The following is a 20882-nucleotide window of genomic DNA, read 5'->3' on the forward strand; positions in this document are numbered from 1 at the left end:
TCAGGCCTTTTCCGCATGGATATAGGCGACCGCCTCGCGCAGCGCCGCCTGATCCTTCGAGCGCATCTGATAGGCGTAATTTCCCATGGCGCGGCTGAAAACCTCTTCGATGGCCTGATGGTGGACGATCTTGTCGCGGTGCGCCGCTAGCACGTCCTCATGGCTGTGCAAATAGTGGAGGTGCAGCTTGCGACTGGCATAGGCGGTGAAATACTTGCCCTCATATGGCCCGCCGGCGGCGTCCTTGACCACCATGTCGGCCCATGCCGCGTAGACGTCGATGTCGAACGTGTAGTTGATGGCGTCGGTCATCCAGGCGCCGGGCGGCCGCATGTTGACCTCCAGCGCGATGATCCGGTCGTCCCTGGTCTCGAACAGCTCGATGTGGAAGAAGCGCTCGCGCACGTCGAACGCCTTCAGGATCTTGCGGCCGGCCTCCTCGACCGCTGGCCTGATATGGGGAAAGCAGGTGTAGCTCATATGGCGGTCCTTGTTGACCACCTCCATGACGCTCTGGTCGTAGCGGTGGCTGGCCGCCAGCACCACCTCGCCGTCGCGGTTGACCAGCCCGTCATAGGTCACCACCAGCCCCTCGATGAATTGCTCCATGACGAAGGTCACGTCCTCGGGCTTGTCCCGGAAGAACTGGTCGAGCTCCCCTGTGTTGGAGATCTTAAAAGTGTTGGAAGCGCCAGAGCCGCTGTCGGGCTTCACCACCACGGGATAGCCGACGCGGCGGATGAAAGTCATGGCGCCGGCACGGTCGGAGCATTTGCGCTGCGCGATGGTCTCGACGCCGCTCTTGCGGAAAAAGGCGCGCATGCGGCTCTTGCGCTTCAGGTTCTTCACGAAATCGAGCTTGGTGCCGTAGATGTTGAAGTCGGTGCGGATGTTGGCTTCCAGCTCCAGCCAGTGTTCGTTGAGCGATTCGAACCGGTCGACGCGGCCCCATTTGTGGATGAAATGCCCCATCGCCCGGAACACCGGATCGTAGTCCTCCATGTCGGCGACGCGGTAATATTCCGAAAGCGCTGCCTTCAGCCTCCCGTCAAGCGCGTCATAGGGCGCATCGCCAATGCCGAGCACGGTGGCTCCGGCCTTCTTCAGCCGGTCGCAGAAATCGGCGCCGTTGGTCGGAAAATGCGGCGAGAAGAACACGAAATTCATCGACAACCACCTCCCGGTGACAGGGCACCGCAGCCCCGTCGGCATCCAAGTCTGGCGCATTTGCGGCGCCTGGGGAAGAGCACCGGCATTTGGGATAATGTTCAACGGATTCAGCCCCCGCTTGCCTCTGCCGGGGCGCTCCTGTATGAGAACCGGCATGAACACGCGCGCCACCATCGCTTCCCGTCAGACCGGCTTTGCCGGCGAGACCGTGCGCGCGCTTGCCTCGACCCTGCTTCTTCTCGGCCTTATCGGCGATCGCCGGGTTCGCTGAAGGAGCGCCCGGCGGTCGAACCGCCGCGCAAGCGCATGCTCCTTAGCCAGTCTCAAAATTGGCAGTCACATCAAGCGAACGAAAAAATCTGGTAAAGGCGCCACTCGCCAGCCATCCGTCCGAGACGGATCCGAGGGCCGCCGGGAGAACAAGACGATGAACGCACGAGAACAGATCCGCCCTGATGCCGCTGTAGCAGGCAAGCATGTCGAACCAGCCCGCGGCATGCCCGACGCGGCCCGCAAATATCAACCCTATCCGACCGTTGGCCTCACCGACCGGACCTGGCCCTCGAAGGTCATCGACAAGGCGCCGATCTGGTGTTCGGTCGACCTGCGCGACGGCAACCAGGCACTGATCGACCCGATGGGCCATGAGCGCAAGGCGCGCATGTTCGGCCTGCTGCTCGACATGGGATTCAAGGAGATCGAGATCGGCTTCCCCTCGGCCTCGCAGACCGATTTCGACTTCGCCCGCTGGTGCATCGAGGAAGGCAACGTGCCCGCCGATGTGTCGCTGCAGGTGCTGGTGCAGTGCCGGCCCGAGCTGATCACGCGCACCTTCGAGGCGCTGAAGGGCGCCACCAACCCGATCGTGCATTTCTACAATTCGACCAGCGAATTGCAGCGCCGCGTCGTCTTCGAAAAGGATGTCGGCGGCATCAAGCGCATCGCCACCGACGCGGCCAAGATGATCACCGACATGGCGGCCAAGGCCGGCGGCGGCTATCGCTTCGAATACTCGCCGGAAAGCTTTACCGGCACCGAGCTCGAAGTCGCGCTGGAGATCTGCAACGCCGTCACCGAGATCGTCAGGCCGACGCCGGACAACAAGCTGATCATCAACCTGCCGTCGACGGTCGAGATGTCGACGCCCAACATCTATGCCGACCGCATCGAATGGATGTGCCGCAATCTGGACGCCAGAGAGAACCTGATCATCTCGCTGCATCCGCACAATGACCGCGGCACCGGCATCGCCACCACCGAACTCGGCTTGATGGCGGGCGCGGACCGCGTCGAAGGCACGCTGTTCGGCAATGGCGAGCGCACCGGCAATGTCGACATCGTCACGCTGGCGCTCAACATGTACACACAAGGCGTCGATCCGGGCATCGACTGCTCCGACATCAACCGGATGAAGGACGTCTATGAATATTCGAACCAGTTGAAGATCCCCGAGCGTCACCCCTATGTCGGCGAACTCGTCTACACCGCCTTTTCCGGCTCGCACCAGGACGCCATCAACAAGGGCATGAAGGCGCTGAAAAAGGCCAACACCAGCCTCTGGGAAGTGCCGTATCTGCCGATCGACCCGGCCGATGTCGGCCGCAGCTACGAGGCGATCATCCGCATCAACTCGCAGTCCGGCAAGGGCGGCATCGCCTATGTGCTGCAGGCCGATTACGGCCTCAATCTGCCGCGCAACCTGCAGATCGAATTCAGCCAGGCGATCCAGGCGATCACCGATGCCGAGGGCAAGGAAGTGCCGGCCAAGCGCATCTATGAGCGCTTTCTCGAAACCTATGTCGACCAGCCGGGCGCGCGCCTGAAATTCCTCGACCACCACACCTATCCCGATACAGTGGTCAAGGGCCGGCGCGTGGTCGAGGCAGTGATCCTCGACAAGGGCAAGGAAGTGACCATATCAGGCACCGGCACAGGCCCGATCGACGGCTTCGTCGATGCACTGTCACGCCATGTCGGCGTCGAGATGTCGGTGCTCGATTATTCCGAACACTCGATGCAGCGTGGCTCCAATGCATCCGCCATTTCCTATGTCGAAATGGAATATCCCGGCGGCAAGCTGTTCGGCGCCGGCATCAACACCAACATCGTCGCCGCCTCGCTGGAAGCGGTGACGTCGGCAGCCAACCGCATCGTCGGCCGCAAGCCGCGGTAGCATCTACCGACGATTGGCGCGAGAGATCACAGCCACTCTCGCGCCAGCCATTTTTTCAAGCCGAACAAGGCCTTGGCCTCAAACGGCTGACACCGGCGGCACACCAATCCTGTAGCCGGCATCGGCAGCGTCATTAACCACCGGAAAATTATCCGGTGAGGTACGCGATCGCATAACGGGTGTATACTTGTGTGGTGGTGCGAGCCCTATATGATCGCGCCTCAACCTGTGCCGACTTCGAGAGGATCGACACTTGCAGCATGCCACGCCTGCCGCCCCCGCAGTGCGCGAGACACTGGAGCGACTGCTTGCCAGCGAAACGTTCGGACGGTCCGAGCGCGCGCGCAAGCTGATCCGTTATCTCGTCGAACGCGAGCAGGCCGGCGAAGCCGACAGGCTCAAGGGCTTTTCCATCGCCATGGACGTCTTCGGCAAGGACGGCGATTTCGATCCGTCGACCGATGCCGTGGTGCGGGTGCAGGCAGGCCGGCTGCGCGAATTGCTGCAGCAGTATTTCGCCAATGAAGGCATCGCCGAGCCCGTCCGCATCGCCATCCCACGCGGCGGCTACGTTCCGGCCTATGAGCTCAACGCGATCCGTCTGCCGGAAGTGGCCAAACCCGCCGAGCAGGCGCCAGCGGCAGCAGCTCCAGCCGAGCACCCCAATACTGCCGACGAGGCCGTTGCGCCCGCCGCGTTGCTGGCGCCGGCGGCGGCACCCGCGCCCTCTGTGGCGCGCCATCTCACGTTCTTCTGGATGGCGATCGTTGTGGTCATCGCCATGCTCGGCGTCCTGATCCTGCGCCAGGGCGGCGGCGCGCTGCTCGCCGGCGGCGATCTGCCGGCGACGTTCGAGAGCGCCGGCCTGACCAGCAGCATCGCACCGTCCCCGGCCAGCGAGGCCCTGCCGCTCGTCTACATCGCCGTCAAGGCCAGCGGCGCGGACGCCAGCCGCGTCGCCGCGTCGTTGCGTGCCGGCCTGAGCGGCTTCGATACCATCGACTTTATCGGCCGCGACACGGTCGACAAGACCGACCCGGTCGCCAGTGCAACGAGCTTCATGTTCGATGTCCTGCCTGGACCGGGCGCGGGCGAGATCACCATCGAGCTGCAGAGCGTGGCGACCGGACGTGTGCTTTTGTCGCGCAACCTGACAGCCGCCGACAGCGCGCCATCGGCCGTCGAGGACCGTATCGCCGGCATCCTGAGTTCGGCACTGCCCGCGTCCGGCACGATCTACAACTATATCGAGCAGAGCGGCATTCAGAACGGCCTGACGCAGTGCCTGCTGCTCAACGGCAAATACTATCTCGATCAGAACGCCAGAACCCACGAGGCCGCCTATCGCTGCCTCGAAACCCTTGCCGAGAACGGCGCAAAATCGTCGCTTGTTTACTCCGAGCTCGCCTCGCTGCACCTCGAGGCCGTGAACGACCATTACGCCTATCCGCCGGATGCGACGATCGAGAAGGCGATGACATTCGCCCATCGCGCCGTGCAGATGGGCCCGACCAGTCCCTATGCGCATCGTTCCTACGGCTACATCAATTCGCGTCTTGGCAATGCCGACGAGGCGCTGCGTTGGATGCGCAAGGCCCATGATCTCAACCCCTATGACGTCTCCATGGCGGCCGCCTATGGTTATGGGTTGGTCTTCGCCGGCCGCTACGCCGAGGGAACACCCCTTCTGGCTCATGCGGTGGATGCCTCCAGCGGCCATCCGACATGGTGGGATTTCGGGCTTTTCGCCGGCGAGTTGATGCTCGGCGACACGAGCAAGGCCGCGATCGCCAGCTCCGCACTGAGAACCACGGCAACGAAATCGCACTATCTTGCCGCCCGGCTGATCGGCGCCAGGATCTCCGGTCAGGACAGCCTGGCACGCAAGCTGCTCGATGAACTCACCGCCAAATTCCCCAAATTCGCCGCCAATCCGCGCGCGACCTTCATCGACCGAAAATATCCGGCCGACCTGACCGAGCGGCTGGTCGGCGCCTTGCGCGCCGCCGGGCTCGGCGACGCCAGCTGAAGTTGAACAAACACCGGCCGTTGGACCAATGGAATTGCCGGGCGGTCGCGCACGGAGAACAAGGGCCCCCAATCGGGCTGATTTGCCGGCTTCCGCTGGACAAACCCCATTGAATTACAGGCTCGCCTTCGCGAACAATCGCGAAAATTTTACTGGCTATGACGCTGGGTGAAGCGCAATCCAGCCGCATTTGGTGTCAGGTCCGCGCTTTTCACAATCTGCAACAAGCTCCCACCTTCATGATTTCATCGCTCTATGCCGCCGAACAAGGATCTGGTTCGAAGACCATCGTCCTGCTGCACGGTTTTGGCGGTAGCCACAACGTCTGGCGCGACGTGATCGCCTCGCTCGCCCCTTCCGCGTGCACGCTTGCCTATGACCTGCCGGGACATGGCCTGTCGTTCGACTTTGCCGGTGCCGGGCCCGCAAAGGTGGCAGCAAGGGCGGTTCTTGCCGACCTTGCGGCACGCAAGGTCAAACGCATCCATCTCGTTGGTCATTCGATGGGCGGAGCGGTGGCGACCTTGATGGCTCTGGCCGAGCCAGAGAAGGTGGCCTCGCTGACGCTTCTGGCGCCTGGCGGCTTCGGCCCGGAGATCAACGGGCCGCTGTTGCGCCGCTATGCCGCCGCACGGAGCCCATCCGAGATCCTCGCCTGTCTTGCCGCTATGTCGGGTCCACTGGCGCGACCTTTTGATCACATCGCCGATATGCTCTGCGAGATGCGCAAGCGGCCCCGACAATCGGAAAAACTCGTCGAGATCGCCGCCGCCATGACCAGGGACGACCGCCAAGGCGTCATCCCGCGTGAACTGTTGGACAGGCTGGCCATACCGGTGATGGTGGTATGGGGCAGTGATGACGCGGTGCTGCCCTTCACCCAGGCCGACGACCTGCCGGCGCGCTTTCATGTGCATCACGTGCTGGAGGCCGGCCATATGCTGATCGAGGAAGCGCCCGATCTGATCGCCAGCATCATCCGGCGCAATATGAACCGTCGCGCCAGGCCCGTTCGCCCCAAACTCGCCGCGGCGGCCAGTTGAGTTGCTTAATGCATGTCGCCCAAAAGTGACCTCGGTTTTGGGAGAACGACGTGCATGAAACAAAGATCTGAAGCGCGTCGCGCAACGCGACGCGCTTCAGCGCAACATCCCAGACCGCCTCTGTCCGCTTCATCTCGCCAGTGCATTTTGCCGGCGTCTGTGTTAACCCCGTGTTAACCAAACCCGCGAGGCAGACGCCGATGAAGGACGCAGGCGAAAAGATCGATCCGTCGAGAAAACTGTCCGATGCCATCCGTGATGTGAAGAACGCCTTCGCCGACCGCGACGATGTCGTCGTCGACATGCGCGAGGCGCATCGCATGCGCCTCGATCTCCTGGCCGCCGAACTCGCACCCGTCTTTGCCGATGTGCCCGCCGACATGGACAATTTCGACTTCGTCGTTTCGTCAGGGCTGCAGCCGCGCCTGTGGATCGATGCCGTTAGCCATGTCGCCATGGGGCGCGACCGCCGCACTTATCGCTTCCTCAAGGACACCCGCATCGGCCGTGTGGTGCTTGCCGAATCGACCGAGATGAAGCCAGTTGCCGATTCCGTGACCCGCTATGTCGCCGAGCGCATCGTCGAGCGCCAGAGGATGATGGAGGGCGGGGTCGAGCCGGCCGTCGCCGCCATGAGGCGCGCCGAGGTGGCTGAGGCCGAGCCGCCGCTGCGGTCGCCGCAACGCGGCAAGGGCTGGTCGGCCTTCCTGTCAGGCCTTGGCCTGGTCGCCGCCGGCGCGCTGGTCGGCCTGGCGGTGTCGGTCGCCTTGTTCTGGGACCGCCTCGTGGCGATGGTTTTCAGCCTGCGGCCATAGAAGCGCTGGCCTCCACACCCAGTTCCAAGGTCTGCAGATCGGCGGGCGGTATCGCCGGCCCGGTCAGGCCGCGCCGCGTCAGGCGGATGCGCCAATTGCCCTTTTCGCCATCGATATCGAACAGATTGTACTGTGCGGCCGGATGCTTGCCACCCGGCGCCTGGCCAGCGGCGGCGACACCGACCACTGGAACCTTGGTGCTGCGCAGCCCGATCTGGAACAACGACGGCAGATGCGAATGACCGTGCAGGACGAGCTCGGCACCGTTCTTGCGAATGACCTTGTGGAAGCGGGCGATGCCGAACAGCCGCTTGTGCTGCGAAACGGCGCCGCGCACCGGCGGATGGTGGATCATGATCGCGCGAAACAGGCCTTGCCCGGCCGTATCGCGCAGGATCTTGCCGAGCCGGTCCGCCTGCCCTTCCATGAAGAAGCCATTGGCCATGAAGGGGGCCGTGGCGCGCGCCGTCGAGACGCCGATCAGCGCGACATTGCCGCGCACGCGCAGATAGGGGAACGCGTTGCGGTCGACCGGCGTGTTGACGCCGTCGCCGCTCATCCAGGCCGCCCATGAGCGGCAGACCTTGTCGAAGGCGCCGGGCACATAGGCGTCGTGGTTTCCCGGAACCACGGAAACGTCGTTCGGCGATCCCAGCGTCTCCAGCCAGTGCTTGGCCATCTCGATCTCGCCGTCGAGCGCCAAATTGACGAGGTCGCCGGTGACGGCGAGGTGGTCGGGGTTCTGCGCCTTGATGTCGGCGGTGATGGCGTCGATGACGGCGTCATGCATATGGCGCCGGCGATTGCGTTGCCAGTTGACGTAGCCGAGCACGCGCTTGGAGGCGAGATCGCGATAGGATACATCGGGGAGCGGCCCCAGATGGACATCTGAAATATGCGCGAGCCTGAACATCCATCCCTCATAGGCGACCAGCGCCCCGCTTTCCACTCAAGGTTTCCTTATCACCCACGGTTTCGCACCTGATGGCAAATCCGGACGACATCTTCCGCCAGACCGGCTGGTCGGGTTTGCGGGCCAGGTTGTTCCATCTCTATTTCGTACTGCGGCGGCCAATGACACTCGGCGTGCGCGGCCTCGTCCATGATACCGCGACGAATTCCGTTTTCCTGATCCGCCATACCTATGTGCCCGGCTGGCAGCTTCCCGGTGGGGGCGTCGAGGTCGGAGAAACGCTGGCCGAGGCGCTGGTGCGCGAACTCGCCGAGGAAGGCAACATCGCGCTGAACGCGCCGGCGGTGCTGAAGTCGATGCACTTCAACCGCCGCTCCAGCCGCCGCGACCATGTCGGCTTTTACGTCATCGAGCAATTCAGTCAGACGATACCGAAGCTGCCGGACCACGAGATCGCCGAGGCCGGCTTCTTCCCGCTCGATGGTTTGCCGGAGGGAACGACGCCGGCAACGCTGCGACGTATCGCCGAGGTTTTTGAGGAGGAACCCGCGTCGCCCTATTGGTAAGCATGCCTTTCCTGAAGGCCGAGCTTGACAGACAGGCTCGCATCAACACGGAAACCTTCCGATAGCGACCATCCCCGCCGCGGGGACTGCAGATCTCAGGTCGCGAACCTTGCCCGGTCATGCGGCGCGCCATAGTCCAGTTCCGGCCCCACCGGCACGATCCGTGTCGGATTGATTGTTTCGTGGCTGCCGTAATAATGCGCCTTGATATGATGGAGGTTCACGGTCGCGGCGACACCTGGCACCTGGTAGAGATCGCGCAAATAGTTCGACAGGTTCGGATAGTCGGCGATGCGCCGCAAATTGCATTTGAAATGGCCGACATAGACCGGATCGAAGCGCACCAGCGTGGTGAACAGCCGCCAGTCGGCCTCGGTGATGCGGTCGCCGACGAGATAGCGCTGTTTTGACAGCCGTTCCTCCAACGTATCCAGCGCCGCGAACAATTCGCCGAACGCCTCCTCATAGGCACGCTGCGTGGTGGCGAAGCCGGCGCGGTAGACGCCGTTGTTGACCGCGGGATAGACCAGCGCGTTGACGCGGTCGATCTCATTGCGCAGATCCTCGGGATAGAAATCAAGGCTTGCATCGCCCCATGCGTCGAACGCCGAATTGAGCATGCGGATGATCTCTGAAGACTCGTTGGAGACGATGGTCTGCTCCTTCTTGTCCCAAAGCACCGGCACGGTCACCCGGCCGGAATAGGCGGGATCGGCCTTGGCATAGATCTGGTGCAGGAAATCCAAGCCGTAAAGCGTGTCGCCCGTGGCGCCGTCCTCGGCCAGGAATGTCCAGCCGTTGGCGCCCATGAAATGATGCACGACCGAGACGGAGATGATGCCTTCGAGCCTCTTCAGCGCGCGAAAAATCAGCGTCCGATGCGCCCACGGGCAAGCGAGCGAGACATAGAGATGGTAGCGGCCCGGCTCGGCCTTGAAGCCGCGCCTCCGGCCTTCGGCCGGCACCCCGTCGACGGTGATCCAGTCACGCCATTGCGACTGCGTCCGCACGAACCTGCCGCCATTGTCCGCCGTATCGTACCAACGATCCTGCCACCTGCCCTCGACCAGCAATCCCATGCGAATCTCCTTGCGTCCTTTCACATTATCTAGGCGCAAGCTTGCCCCGCCGAAGACATCAGGCGCTGAACAGACCGTCACTTGACGGAGCCGGCGAACACATCAGGCCAATTGCGGCGGCCGAAAATTGATGCTAGCGGACACTCCGCATGTTCGACTTTGCTTTGATCCGGTTTGACCGACGACGAAAGGGCGCCCGCGCTTGATGAAGCGCTGACTGGCGAACGCTGCCGTTTGCAGCAACCTTTCCTCCTCTACCGGAACGCAAAGACCATGAGCCTTGCCGACGTGAAATACCTGCCGGAAACTCCGGCGCACGACCCCGAAATCGAAGCCATCAATGACGAGGCCTTCGGGCCCGGCCGCTTCGTGCTGGCCGCCTACAAGATCCGCGAAGCCGGCGGCCACGAGCGTGCGCTGTCCTTTGTGGCGGTCGATGGCGATCTCGTCGTCGCCTCGGTGCGCATGACCCGCATCGCCGCCGGCGCCGGCCGCGCGCTGATGCTCGGGCCGCTCGCGGTGCGGCCGGCCTTCAAGAATCTCGGCATCGGCCGTCGGCTGGTGGCGATCGCACTCGAAGCGGCTGCAAAGGCCGGCGCGCCCGCCGTCATACTGGTCGGCGACGAGCCCTATTATGGGCCGCTCGGCTTCAAGCGCATCCCGCGCGGCCAGATCTCGATGCCGCGCCCTGTCGATCTCGACCGCCTTTTGTCGCACGAGATCACGCCGGGCGCGGTGGCCAGGCTCACGGGCGAGGTCGGCCATGCCACCCAGGCCAGGGTCGCCGAGCACGTCTAGGCGATGGCTTGACCTTGACCGTCGATCCGGGCCTGATCCATCCCTGTTTTCTTGGAGCAATTCTAGGAAGATGTGAAACGGTTCGGCGCTTTCGTGAAATAATGAAATGCTCCGGGAGAGGATGACGCCATGAACCCGAACGGCCAGATCGCAATCGTCACCGGCGGCGGCTCCGGGCTTGGCGAGGCAACGGCGCGTGCCCTTGCCGCCAAGGGTGCCCGCGTCGCCATCTTCGATGTCGGCATCGACCGCGCCGCCAAGGTCGCGGCCGAAATCGGCGGCATTGCCGTGCAATGCGACGTCAGCAGCGCCGACAGTGGCGCCGCCGCCGTCGCCGAGACGGCGAGCAAGCTTGGCGAGCCGCGCCTCCTGGTCAATTGCGCCGGCATCGCCATTGGTATGAAGACCATCGGCAAGGACGGGCCGCACCCGCTCGATCAATACCGCAAGGTGATCGAGGTCAATCTGATCGGCACATTCAACATGATCCGCCTGGTCGCCGACCGCGCCGCCAGGCTCGAGCCGCTGCAGGGCGGCGAACGTGGCGTCATCGTCAACACCGCTTCGGTCGCCGCCTATGACGGCCAGATCGGCCAGGCCGCCTATTCCGCTTCGAAGGGCGGCGTGGTCGGCATGACCCTGCCGGTGGCGCGCGACCTCGCCCGTTCCGGCATCCGCGTCTGCACCATCGCACCCGGCATCTTCAAGACACCAATGATGGCCGGCATGCCGCAGGAGGTGCAGGATTCGCTCGGCGCCGCCGTGCCCTTCCCGTCCCGCCTCGGCGAACCGTCCGAATATGCCGCACTTGCCCTGCACGTCATCGAAAACCAGATGCTGAACGGCGAAACCATCCGCCTCGACGGCGCCATCCGCATGGCGCCGAAGTAGTATAAGTCCAGAAGTGCGATGCGGTTTTGGGCGGCTTGCATAGAACGCTTGCCAAAACCGGCATCATCGTCTGATAAGTGGAATATGAAAATCAACTTAGCAGGACGAGACCCTTGGACGATCAAAAGAAGGACGTGATCCGCGAGACCGACGCCGAGGCGATCCGCTTGGCGAAGACGCTTCTGCGCAGCGCCCGCTTCGGCGCCCTGGCGGTGCTGGAGCCGCAGACCGGGTCGCCGCTGGCGAGCCGGGTTGGTGTTGCCACCGATATCGACGGCGCGCCGCTGATCCTGGTCTCGATGCTCTCGGCGCACACGCCCGCCATGCTTGCCGATCCACGCTGTTCCCTGCTGCTCGGCGAGCCCGGCAAGGGCGACCCGCTGGCATATCCGCGGCTGACGCTGATCTGCCAGGCGTCGCGGCTCGAGCGTGGCTCTGACACGCACGCCCGCGCCGAGCGCCGCTATCTCAACCGCAATCCCAAGGCGAGCCTCTATGCCGGGCTCGGCGACTTCTCGATCTTTCGCCTCGAGCCCCAGCGCGCCAGCCTCAATGGCGGTTTCGGCAAGGCCTATCTGCTCGATCGCTCCGATCTCGTCACCGTCGGACCCATCGTCCAAGAGCTTGCGGCGGGCGAACAATCCGCCGTCGAGCACATGAACGCGGACCATCTGGACGCGGTCGCCGTTTACGCGCATCATTACGCCGGGGCATCTGGCGACGGCTGGAGCATTGCCGGTTTGGACGTTGATGGCATGGATCTGGTGTCGGGAGACAATGTTTGCCGCGTATTCTTCCCACAACCGCTGGTATCAGCGCGGGAATTGCGACCCGTTCTGGTCGAAATGGCCAGGGGCGGCCGGGCGGCCGGGCAGGCAAATAATGAAACTTAATTGCATTTGATCAAAAGCAACACTTGAGATTTGAAAGAAATGTTCTACCCTCCAGAGAGGGCGCTGACTCGTCGGTGGCCTTTCGCAAGTGAATTTATGGATTCAGGCACCATTGCCCCCATGGCGCCTCGATGAGCAAACAGCATGGGGCATTCATGGTCTCGACAAAGCTAATCGCAAACGCCGAATCTGCTGCCGAATTTTTGATGCTCATGGGCAACGAAAAGCGGCTGTTGATTATGAGCTATCTGATCGACGGTGAAATGTCGGTCGGCGCCATCGCCGACAAGGTGATGCTCAGCCAATCCGCGCTCTCGCAGCATCTGGCCAAGCTGCGGGCGCTTGACCTCGTGGAAACCCGCCGCGACCGTCAGATGATCTACTACTCCTGCAAATCCGACGCGGTGCGCGAACTGCTTGTCGTGCTGGATGGTATTTTCGGCACCGGCAAGGAGGACCTGTCCCAGATGGCGCAGAGATTGCGCCGCGCCGGGACTTGACCGGACGCTCCTGCGCCCGCTTACCTCGCTGACGATTTCCGGAGCGTGGCTTGTGCGTCTCTCCCGACGCGCGGACCACGCTCTCGATATTTGAGCGCAGGACATGGACCCAATTCGCATCGACGACCCACGGGATTCGCGCGTCGCCGCCTATCTCGATATCCGCGAGCGCGATCTTGCCGGCCGGCAAGGCCGTTTCGTCGCCGAAGGCAAAGTGGTCCTCGACCTGCTTCTGTCGTCCGGCCGCTTCGGCGCCGAATCCATTCTTGTCCTGGAAAACCGGCTCGACGGCCTGGAGGACATCCTGCACAAGGCGCCGGCGGACCTGCCGGTCTACATCGTCACCAGCGCGGTGATGGATGCGATCGCCGGCTTCCACATGCATCGCGGCATCCTGGCCATCGGCCGCAAGGAGACGCCGCAAGCGGCCGGACCGTTGCTGGATGCCCTGTCCGGCCAGGCCCTGGTGGTGGTGCTCGTCGGCATCGCCAACCACGACAATATGGGGTCGATCTTCCGCAACGCCGCCGCCTTCGGCGCCGATGCGGTGCTGATGGATGCGACATGCTGCGATCCGCTTTACCGCAAGGCGATCCGTGATCCGTCGGCGCCGCGCTCAAGATCCCGTTTGCGTCCTTCACCGACACGTCAGGCTTTACGGCGACGCTCGCCGAACGGGGTTTTGAACAATTCGCCCTATCGCCGCGCGGAAATACCGACATACGCGACGCAAGGCCGGCCCAGCGCCTGGCGCTCTATCTCGGCACCGAGGGCGAAGGCCTGCCAGAAAGCCTGCTGGCGCGCCTGCAAACCGTGCGGATCACCATGTCGAAAGGCTTCGACAGCCTGAATGTCGCCGCCGCGTCAGCCATTGCCCTGCATCACTTCTCGAATCGTTGAGCAAGGGCGGCGGCGGGGCACCGCCGTTTCAGTTCGCGTCCGCCTTCTGCAAGGCCCGCACGCGATCGGCGAGGCTGCGGTCGCCGCCGCTGGATCGGCTGTCCTGCGGCGCCGCCAGCGCCTTGGCGATCGGGGAATCGGGCCCCTCGAGCTTGGCCGTCAGGTGGACGACTTCAGCCGCCAGCTCGTTCATCTGCTCGCGCAGCGCGGCACTGGCATTCGCCGTGCCGGACGATGCCGCGGCGCCGAGATCCGCCTTGAGCCGCTTGTTCTCGCGCGCCAGTGCCGTCAGCCTGGCCTCCAGCCGCTCGCGGTCGCTATCGAGCTTGGCGATCGCCTGGTCCAGATCATCGCGCTGTTTGGCATCGTCATGCCTGCCCGCTTCATCCGGCTTGCCGACCAGCCGCAAGGCCGGTGCGCCATCCTCGGCCTTCGCCTTTTCGCGCAGCCGCGCCAGCTCCTTTTCGCGGCGGTCGAGCTTGTCCTCGCGATCGGCGAGCGTCGCCAGCAGCCGTTCGACCTTCTTGTCGAGTTCGGCCACCCTTTTCTTCTCCGCCTTCAGCGCGTCGCGCGCGGCCTTGCTTTCGGCCGCGATCTCCTGCTGGCGCCGGTCCGCTTCCTTGCGCTGGCCGCGCAGCAGCGCGATATCGCTGGCCAGCTTCTGCAATTCGGACTCCCGCGCCACGAGCTCGATCTGGCGGCTGGAGGAGGAAAAACTGGCATCGTCATACATGTGCTCCAGCTTTTCGAGCTCAAGCGCCCGCTTCTCCAGCTTGCGTTCGGTTTCCTTGAGCAGCTCCGAAAGCCGGTGCAGTTCCTCTTCGCGCTGCCGCAGCGCCTCGTTCTTGGCGCCGAGTTCGGCAAGTGCGTGGTTCTTGTCCGTGCGCTCGATCGCCAACCCCTTCAACGCCTCGTGGCCACGACTGATCTCGACGAGCTGTTCGGCCGCTTTCTCGCGCAGCGCCTTGACGTTCATTTCGAGGCGGCGGTTTGCCATGGCGTATTCCGCCCGGATGCGGTCCTTGTCTGCCTGGATTTCGGTCTGCGTGAGGCGGGATAGAGGCCTCGATGCGCCTGCGGGTCAACGCGACGGCACGGCGCCAGACAGCCGGAGCCACCATCAGCGCCAGGAAGCCGGCGCAGAGAAAGCCGAGGGCAAAGAACAGGACCGACTGAACCAAAGGACTACCCGCTATCGGCGGCAACCGCCGGAACTGGACCGCATCACACTGGCATGGCGGAAATCCGGCGCTGCGGCAAGAGCTTGCCACAGCGTGTGGAGGGTCAAAGGGCTACAATTCCCATCGAAAACTTGGCATTGCGGTCATGACGGGTGGACTTTAGAACGGATTCCAGGTTGCCCGCTCGGTCAGTTTTAGATAGCCGAGATTGACGCCGAGCCGGGCGCCGACGCCGGTGCGGATCGGCACCAGGAGCACATTGTTGTTCTTCAGCACATTGAAGCCGACGCCCGCCACCACATAGGCCGAACCGGCGACGCCGCCATAGCGGTTGTAGAGGTTGCTGACATCGTCGAGATTGTAGACCAGCTATCATCACCCGGGACCCCTCGCCGCCGAAATCCCAACCCAGCGACGGGCCTTGCCAGAACACTTTGTGGTCGCCGGCATTCTTGGTGTAGAGTGTGCCTTCGCCGTAGGTCAGGCCGCCGATCAGCGCGCCCGACCCCTCTTCACCGAGCAGATAGCCATTGGGCAGGCCGTAGGAGGCGAAGATCTTCTCGACGACGGTGGCGAGCCCACCCGATGTCGCGCCGAAGAACTTGTGACCGGAATCGACAATCTCCTGAGCGGTGTACTCCTGGGCCCTCAGGGCTGAAGTCGAGAAGACGAGGACGCCCATGAGCGTGATCGCCATTGAGCAGACACGGAGAAACTTCCGGCCTGAGATGACACGGAGGAAACTCCGGTCGTAGAATCGGGAAAACATGCTTCCAATCTCCGTCATGGAGCACTTTCGCCGACGCCTCGCATCCGGTCCGGCTCTTTAGGCGGCCGTTAAGGATGACTGTTAGGGGCAAACTATGCCGTAATCCTTTTTCAACCATTAACTCCCACAGGAAGATGGCGGTTCGAAGGCTAGCTTTTGGGGTCGCGCGGCGCTGAAAGTCTGCGCAAACGCGCCATTTGCCGACGACAATTTTGGATTTGTTGCTGTACGTACGGGTGCTGTGTATTCAGAAAGCCTCGGGTTGAGGCGTGATTCGTGTGGGCAGGCGCGACGATCAATCGCTCGGCCAGGAATTGTGGAATTTTGCAGGGATTTTCACCGATGGCCGATCTGTTCACCCTTTCCGCGCCTGACCTCGCGGCGCTTCTGTGCAGCCGCGTCTGTCACGACATTATCTCGCCGGTCGGCGCGATCAACAATGGGCTTGAACTGCTTGACGAGGGCGGCGCCGACGAAGACGCCATGCGGCTCATCCGCCAGAGCGCCAAGAACGCCTCGGCCCGGTTGCAGTTCGCCCGCATCGCCTTCGGCGCGGCAGGCTCCGCTGGCATGCTTATAGACACCGGCGACGCCGAAGCGGTGGCGATCGCCTTCCTCAAGAACGAAAAGCCGGAACTGACCTGGAACGGGGCGCGCGCGCTGCTGCCCAAGAACAAGGTCAAGTTGCTGCTCAACCTGATCCTCGTCGCCAACGCCGCCATTCCACGTGGCGGCAAGCTGGTCGTCACCCTCGAGAATCTCGAAACCGAGCCGCGCATTTCCCTTTCGGCAAGCGGTCCGATGCTGCGCGTGCCACCGAAATTCCTCGAACTGCATTCCGGTCACAAGCCGGAAGAGCCGATCGATGCGCATTCGGTGCAGCCCTACTACACGCTGCTGCTGGCCCGCGAGGCCGGGATGACGATATCGATCCATGCGACGGCGGAAGAAATCGTGCTTTCGGCAGCCTGAGCGTCCGGCCGGCTTGCCGGGAGAACAAAGTATTTCAACGGCGTAATATTGCCGTGACGGCTCAATCCGCAGCGGCAGCGAAGCATTCGTGAAGAAAAGCCTCTCGGGCGGCATCTTTCCAAAAATTTTACCTAAAGACTTTTCGGGTTCTTTACCAGATCGGCCTAGGGTGGTCGCCAGATGCCCCGCACGACCGGATTGCCCCAAGGCAAAGAGGACCCGGAAATGAAACGCTGCATGTTCGTCGACGATTCAAGCGTCATCAGGAAGGTTGCAAAACGCATCCTGGGTGGCTCCGACATGGTGGTCATCGAAGCAGCCAGCGGGCTTGACGCACTGGAGATGTGCGCCGCCGACATGCCCGACATCATCGTCGTCGACGGTGCCCTGCCGGACGTGCAGGCGGTTGACCTCATCCGCCGCGTGCGCGCCATGGAAAGCCCGATAAGGCCGCAGATCCTGATCTCGCTGGTCGAGCTCGACATCGCCTCGATCATGCGGGCCAAGCGCGCCGGCGCCCAGGGCTATCTCCTGAAGCCGTTCAATCGCCCGCAATTGCTCGAGCGCTTTCGCAACCTGAAAATCGCCGCTTGAGGCGGCACAGGCCGCTCATCGCTGATCCATGACGCAAAAAGCCCGGCCGAAGCCGGGTTTTTTGTTGAAGATGAAAAATGATTCGGGCGGCGCTTACCGCTCAGGCGCTGACGCGGATGTCTTCGGGTTCGCGCAGCACGTAGCCGCGGCCCCAGACCGTCTCGATGTAGTTCTGGCCACCGGATGCCGCGTCGAGCTTCTTGCGCAGCTTGCAGATGAAGACGTCGATGATCTTCAATTCCGGCTCATCCATGCCGCCATAGAGGTGGTTGAGGAACATTTCCTTGGTCAGCGTGGTGCCCTTGCGCAGCGAGAGCAGCTCCAGCATCTGGTATTCCTTGCCGGTGAGGTGCACGCGCTGGCCGCCGACCTCGACGGTCTTGGCGTCGAGGTTGACCACCAGGTCACCGGTGGTGATGACCGACTGGGCGTGGCCCTTGGAGCGCCGCACGATGGCATGGATGCGCGCCACCAGCTCGTCCTTGTGGAACGGCTTGGTCATGTAGTCGTCAGCGCCGAAACCGAGGCCGCGCACCTTGTCCTCGATACCGGCCATGCCGGACAGGATCAGGATCGGCGTCTTTACCTTGGACAGGCGAAGCGTTCTCAAGACCTCGTAGCCGGACATGTCGGGCAGGTTGAGATCGAGAAGGATGATATCGTAGTCGTAGAGTTTGCCCAGATCGACACCCTCTTCGCCGAGGTCCGTCGTATAGACATTGAAACTTTCCGATTTCAGCATCAGTTCGATGCTTTGTGCGGTTGCACTGTCATCTTCTATCAGCAGAACACGCATTTCATTCCCCTTTTCTGCTGCCGGACCATTTCACGACCCGTCCTGCCCCGGAGCAGTGGTTGCCTTGTGCAGAGGCTGCCATTGAATGGTTAACAAAACCTAATTTCCCGTCCATGACGGTATCAGATTTTTTAACCCCTATCTACACCCTCTTGAATCTAATAACGAATCTCATACCCAAATTCCTAATGCAACACATTAACAACCTGGACTAAGCGACTCCAGGGACTCATCGACGCGCCTTCGCTTCGGCGACCGGAATTTTTACCCGGCCTTAAGTCCTGACCCGTATGATTAACAATGCCCGTAAACGAATGGTTACCGCCGGCAAAAAACTTTAGGGTTTTGTTTCCCATAGTTCGGGAGATGCCGGTGGACACGGGCAATGCCTGGGCCTTTCCAGGTGGTTTGGACGATATGTGCGGGTGTGCGTTTCCGGGAGTACCGAATCATGAAGTCACGTGAAAACCTCGTTCGGCTGAAACAGTTTCAGGTGAATGAGAAGCGGCGGCAGCTGCTGCAGCTCGACATGATGATCGCCGAGTTCGAACGCATGGCCGTCGAACTGGAGCTTCAGATCACCGCCGAGGAAAAGAAAGCCGGCATCACCGACATCAATCATTTCGCCTATCCGACCTTCGCCAAGGCGGCGCGCTTGCGCCGCGACAACCTCAGAAATTCGCAAAGCGACCTCGCCCAACAGCGAAGCACTGCCGAATCATTACTCGGCGAAGCTGAAGCGGAGCTTTCCAAAGCTGAAATGCTGGAATCGCGCGACACCAAGGTCCGCGAAGCCGAAACCGGCGGCCGCAGCGCCATGATCGGCTGACCCGGCGAGATCGGCACCGGCGCGGGCGGGGAGCTCATCGGGCCATCGGCCCGAGCCACCCACTTGCCGCGAGATCCCCGCTCTAGGCGGCCCAATCCCCTTCATTGACGGCGATCGCCCTGGCACGGGCATCCTTGATGTCAGGCGCGTGCTGCTCCGCCCATCCCCTGATCTGGGTAAGCAGCTCCCCTAGATTATGGCCGAGCTCGGTCAATTCATATTCGACGCGCGGCGGAATGACCGGAAAGATCTCACGCCGCACCAGGCCATCGCGCTCGAGCACGCGCAATGTCTGCGCCAGCATCTTGGGCGTGATGCCTTCGAGCTTGCGGGCAAGCTCTCCATTGCGCAGCCGGCCTTTGCGCAGCGCGCAAACCACCAGATAGACCCATTTGCTGGCCAGCATCTCGAGCACGGTGTGGGAAGGACACGTCCGCCGGAACGCATCATAGCCGAAGGGGGAGTCGTCATTACTATCCATGAGGTGCGTATATATCAAAAAGGTACATACTGGACAAGGGAATATTACTATCCAAATGATAGCGACACCAACCAAGCAGGAGAGATACCATGCGTGCCGTTATCCAGAATTCCTTCGGCGGACCCGAAGTCCTTGTCATCGCCAACCAGATCGATCCCTCTCCCAAGGCCGGCGAAGTGCTGGTCCGCGTCAAGGCAGCCGGCATCAACCCGGTCGACGGCGCCGTCCGCTCTGGTCACTATAAGCTTCTCGGAGAGCCGCGCTTCATCCTCGGCTGGGATATTTCGGGAACCGTCGAGGCGCTCGGCGCCGGCGTCATCGGCCTCAAGGTCTGCGACGAGGTGTTCGGCATGCCACGCTTCCCCAAGCAGGCGGCGGCTTACGCCGAGCTTACAGCAGTGCCGGCCGACGAGATCGCGCCGAAGCCGAAGGCGGCGGACTATGTCCAGGCAGGCGCGCTGCCGCTGGCCGGCCTGACCGCCTGGCAGGGCCTTGTCCGCCATGGCGCCTTGAAATCGGGCCAGCGCGTGCTGGTGCATGCGGCGGCCGGCGGCGTCGGCCACCTGGCGGTGCAGATCGCCAAAGCGCGCGGCGCTTACGTCATCGCCACCGCCAGCCCCAACAAGCTCGATTTCGTCCGCGAGCTCGGCGCCGACGAGGTCATCGACTATACCCAAGGCGATTTTGCCGGCCGGGTCAGCGACATCGATCTGGTGCTGGACCCAATCGGCGGCGATCATGCCGAACGCTCGCTGAAGGTCATCAGGAACGGCGGCGTGCTGGTGTCCTTGCTGAACCTGAACGACACCACCAGGGCGCAGGCCAGCACGCGCGACATCCGCGTCGAGCGCATGTCCGTCGTGCCTGACCGCGATGGCCTGGTGGAACTTGGCCGGTTGATCGACGCGAACAAGCTCACCGTCCATGTGGCCAAGAGCTTCCCGCTCGAAGAGGCCGGGGCCGCCCACGCCTTTCTCGCCACCAAGCCGATCGGCAAGGTGGCGCTGACGGTTTGAACAACGAAAGACACGACCTAAAAGCAAAAGGGCGCGGAATGCCGCGCCCTTTTGTCTCTTCAGCCCGGCCCTAGTGCCGGTATTGCTGGATGCGCGTGGTGCGCAGCCCGGCAAGGCCATATTCGTCGATCGACGCCTGCCAGGACAGGAATTCCTCGGTGGTCAGCTTGTAGCGCTGGCATGCCTCTTCGAGGCTCAAAAGCCCGCCGCGCACCGCCGCGACCACTTCCGCCTTGCGCCGGATAACCCAGCGACGCGTGTTGGTCGGCGGCAGATCGGCAATCGTGAGAGGGCTGCCGTCAGGCCCGATAACATACTTAACTCTAGGTCTAACCAGATCGGTCATCGTACTCTCTACAAAAAACTCAAAGACCCAATCCCCGCCACGTTACCGCCACAGCTTTAAAAATTGCCTAAGCAGACCCTAATGACTAGGTAAGGATCGTGAACGCCGCGTTAGTCTTTTCGCAGGCA

Annotated in this window: 19 protein-coding genes and 3 pseudogenes; 14 read left to right on the forward strand and 8 right to left on the reverse strand. The window is 62.6% G+C overall.

Annotated elements, in window-relative coordinates; all coding sequences use genetic code 11:
* On the reverse strand, nt 1-1167 hold the full coding sequence (locus ACVILI_RS29425) for an ATP-grasp domain-containing protein (protein WP_038649188.1): 1167 nt from the start codon (nt 1165-1167) through the stop codon (nt 1-3).
* Nucleotides 1168-1597: 430 nt separating this feature from the next.
* On the opposite strand from ACVILI_RS29425, the gene leuA reads away from it, so the two are divergent.
* From leuA to ACVILI_RS29445, 4 genes are all read left to right on the forward strand, one after another.
* The gene (gene leuA, locus ACVILI_RS29430; protein WP_081295866.1) at nt 1598-3343 is read left to right on the forward strand and encodes a 2-isopropylmalate synthase; all 1746 of its coding nucleotides are present in this window, start codon (nt 1598-1600) and stop codon (nt 3341-3343) included.
* Nucleotides 3344-3596: 253 nt separating this feature from the next.
* On the forward strand, nt 3597-5372 hold the full coding sequence (locus ACVILI_RS29435) for a tetratricopeptide repeat protein (protein WP_019860741.1): 1776 nt from the start codon (nt 3597-3599) through the stop codon (nt 5370-5372).
* Between the two features lie 239 nt (nt 5373-5611).
* Nucleotides 5612-6415 (forward strand): alpha/beta fold hydrolase, encoded by an 804-nt coding sequence (locus ACVILI_RS29440; RefSeq protein WP_038649197.1) that lies wholly within the window; start codon nt 5612-5614, stop codon nt 6413-6415.
* A gap of 200 nt (nt 6416-6615) precedes the next feature.
* Nucleotides 6616-7230 (forward strand): hypothetical protein, encoded by a 615-nt coding sequence (locus ACVILI_RS29445; protein WP_027047315.1) that lies wholly within the window; start codon nt 6616-6618, stop codon nt 7228-7230.
* Here ACVILI_RS29445 and ACVILI_RS29450 read toward each other — a convergent pair.
* Nucleotides 7214-8143 carry a metallophosphoesterase family protein gene (locus ACVILI_RS29450; protein ID WP_027047316.1) on the reverse strand — a complete coding sequence of 310 codons (930 nt, stop codon included), beginning with the start codon at nt 8141-8143 and terminating at the stop codon, nt 7214-7216. The two genes, ACVILI_RS29445 and ACVILI_RS29450, sit on opposite strands and share 17 nt — an antisense overlap.
* A 71-nt stretch (nt 8144-8214) precedes the next feature.
* Between ACVILI_RS29450 and ACVILI_RS29455 the strand changes: the two genes are divergently transcribed.
* Nucleotides 8215-8709 (forward strand): NUDIX domain-containing protein, encoded by a 495-nt coding sequence (locus ACVILI_RS29455; protein WP_019860745.1) that lies wholly within the window; start codon nt 8215-8217, stop codon nt 8707-8709.
* 95 nt (nt 8710-8804) lie between these two features.
* On the opposite strand, the gene ACVILI_RS29460 is transcribed toward ACVILI_RS29455, so the two are convergent.
* Complete coding sequence (locus tag ACVILI_RS29460; RefSeq protein WP_038649200.1) at nt 8805-9788, reverse strand: glutathione S-transferase family protein; 984 nt, start codon at nt 9786-9788, stop codon at nt 8805-8807.
* A gap of 273 nt (nt 9789-10061) precedes the next feature.
* Here ACVILI_RS29460 and ACVILI_RS29465 point away from each other — a divergent pair, with 273 nt between their 5' ends.
* From ACVILI_RS29465 to ACVILI_RS29485, 5 genes and pseudogenes are all read left to right on the forward strand, one after another.
* A complete protein-coding gene (locus ACVILI_RS29465) occupies nt 10062-10586 on the forward strand; it encodes a GNAT family N-acetyltransferase (RefSeq protein ID WP_038653290.1) in 525 nt (174 codons plus the stop codon).
* Between the two features lie 129 nt (nt 10587-10715).
* Nucleotides 10716-11477, forward strand: a complete 762-nt coding sequence (locus tag ACVILI_RS29470; protein ID WP_019860749.1) for a 3-hydroxyacyl-CoA dehydrogenase — start codon at nt 10716-10718, stop codon at nt 11475-11477.
* A gap of 113 nt (nt 11478-11590) precedes the next feature.
* Nucleotides 11591-12370 carry a HugZ family pyridoxamine 5'-phosphate oxidase gene (locus tag ACVILI_RS29475; protein ID WP_038649203.1) on the forward strand — a complete coding sequence of 260 codons (780 nt, stop codon included), beginning with the start codon at nt 11591-11593 and terminating at the stop codon, nt 12368-12370.
* 155 nt (nt 12371-12525) lie between these two features.
* Nucleotides 12526-12870: an ArsR/SmtB family transcription factor gene (locus tag ACVILI_RS29480; protein WP_027047319.1), complete on the forward strand. Its 345-nt coding sequence runs from the start codon at nt 12526-12528 to the stop codon at nt 12868-12870.
* Nucleotides 12871-12973: 103 nt separating this feature from the next.
* Nucleotides 12974-13770: pseudogene (locus ACVILI_RS29485) on the forward strand (TrmH family RNA methyltransferase).
* Between the two features lie 28 nt (nt 13771-13798).
* Here ACVILI_RS29485 and ACVILI_RS29490 read toward each other — a convergent pair.
* Together ACVILI_RS29490 and ACVILI_RS29495 are read right to left on the reverse strand one after the other, a co-directional pair.
* Nucleotides 13799-14951 (reverse strand): annotated as a pseudogene (locus ACVILI_RS29490) (hypothetical protein).
* A 159-nt stretch (nt 14952-15110) separates the two neighbouring features.
* Nucleotides 15111-15648: pseudogene (locus tag ACVILI_RS29495) on the reverse strand (DUF1134 domain-containing protein).
* 414 nt (nt 15649-16062) lie between these two features.
* On the opposite strand from ACVILI_RS29495, the gene chpT reads away from it, so the two are divergent.
* Together chpT and ACVILI_RS29505 are read left to right on the forward strand one after the other, a co-directional pair.
* The gene (gene chpT / locus ACVILI_RS29500) at nt 16063-16692 is read left to right on the forward strand and encodes a histidine phosphotransferase ChpT (RefSeq protein ID WP_019860754.1); all 630 of its coding nucleotides are present in this window, start codon (nt 16063-16065) and stop codon (nt 16690-16692) included.
* 225 nt (nt 16693-16917) lie between these two features.
* Nucleotides 16918-17286 carry a response regulator gene (locus tag ACVILI_RS29505; protein WP_019860755.1) on the forward strand — a complete coding sequence of 123 codons (369 nt, stop codon included), beginning with the start codon at nt 16918-16920 and terminating at the stop codon, nt 17284-17286.
* A gap of 100 nt (nt 17287-17386) precedes the next feature.
* On the opposite strand, the gene ctrA is transcribed toward ACVILI_RS29505, so the two are convergent.
* The gene (gene ctrA / locus ACVILI_RS29510; RefSeq protein WP_006203583.1) at nt 17387-18082 is read right to left on the reverse strand and encodes a response regulator transcription factor CtrA; all 696 of its coding nucleotides are present in this window, start codon (nt 18080-18082) and stop codon (nt 17387-17389) included.
* A gap of 451 nt (nt 18083-18533) precedes the next feature.
* Here ctrA and ACVILI_RS29515 point away from each other — a divergent pair, with 451 nt between their 5' ends.
* A complete protein-coding gene (locus ACVILI_RS29515; RefSeq protein WP_027047321.1) occupies nt 18534-18911 on the forward strand; it encodes a flagellar export protein FliJ in 378 nt (125 codons plus the stop codon).
* Nucleotides 18912-18993: 82 nt separating this feature from the next.
* Here ACVILI_RS29515 and ACVILI_RS29520 read toward each other — a convergent pair whose 3' ends face one another.
* On the reverse strand, nt 18994-19392 hold the full coding sequence (locus tag ACVILI_RS29520) for a winged helix-turn-helix transcriptional regulator (protein WP_038649207.1): 399 nt from the start codon (nt 19390-19392) through the stop codon (nt 18994-18996).
* An 89-nt stretch (nt 19393-19481) separates the two neighbouring features.
* Between ACVILI_RS29520 and ACVILI_RS29525 the strand changes: the two genes are divergently transcribed.
* Nucleotides 19482-20408 carry an NADP-dependent oxidoreductase gene (locus ACVILI_RS29525; RefSeq protein WP_457102694.1) on the forward strand — a complete coding sequence of 309 codons (927 nt, stop codon included), beginning with the start codon at nt 19482-19484 and terminating at the stop codon, nt 20406-20408.
* A gap of 70 nt (nt 20409-20478) precedes the next feature.
* Here ACVILI_RS29525 and sciP read toward each other — a convergent pair whose 3' ends face one another.
* Nucleotides 20479-20754 carry a CtrA inhibitor SciP gene (gene sciP, locus ACVILI_RS29530; RefSeq protein WP_006203587.1) on the reverse strand — a complete coding sequence of 92 codons (276 nt, stop codon included), beginning with the start codon at nt 20752-20754 and terminating at the stop codon, nt 20479-20481.
* Nucleotides 20755-20882 lie beyond the last annotated feature (128 nt).

Source organism: Mesorhizobium sp. USDA 4775 (assembly GCF_054062655.1).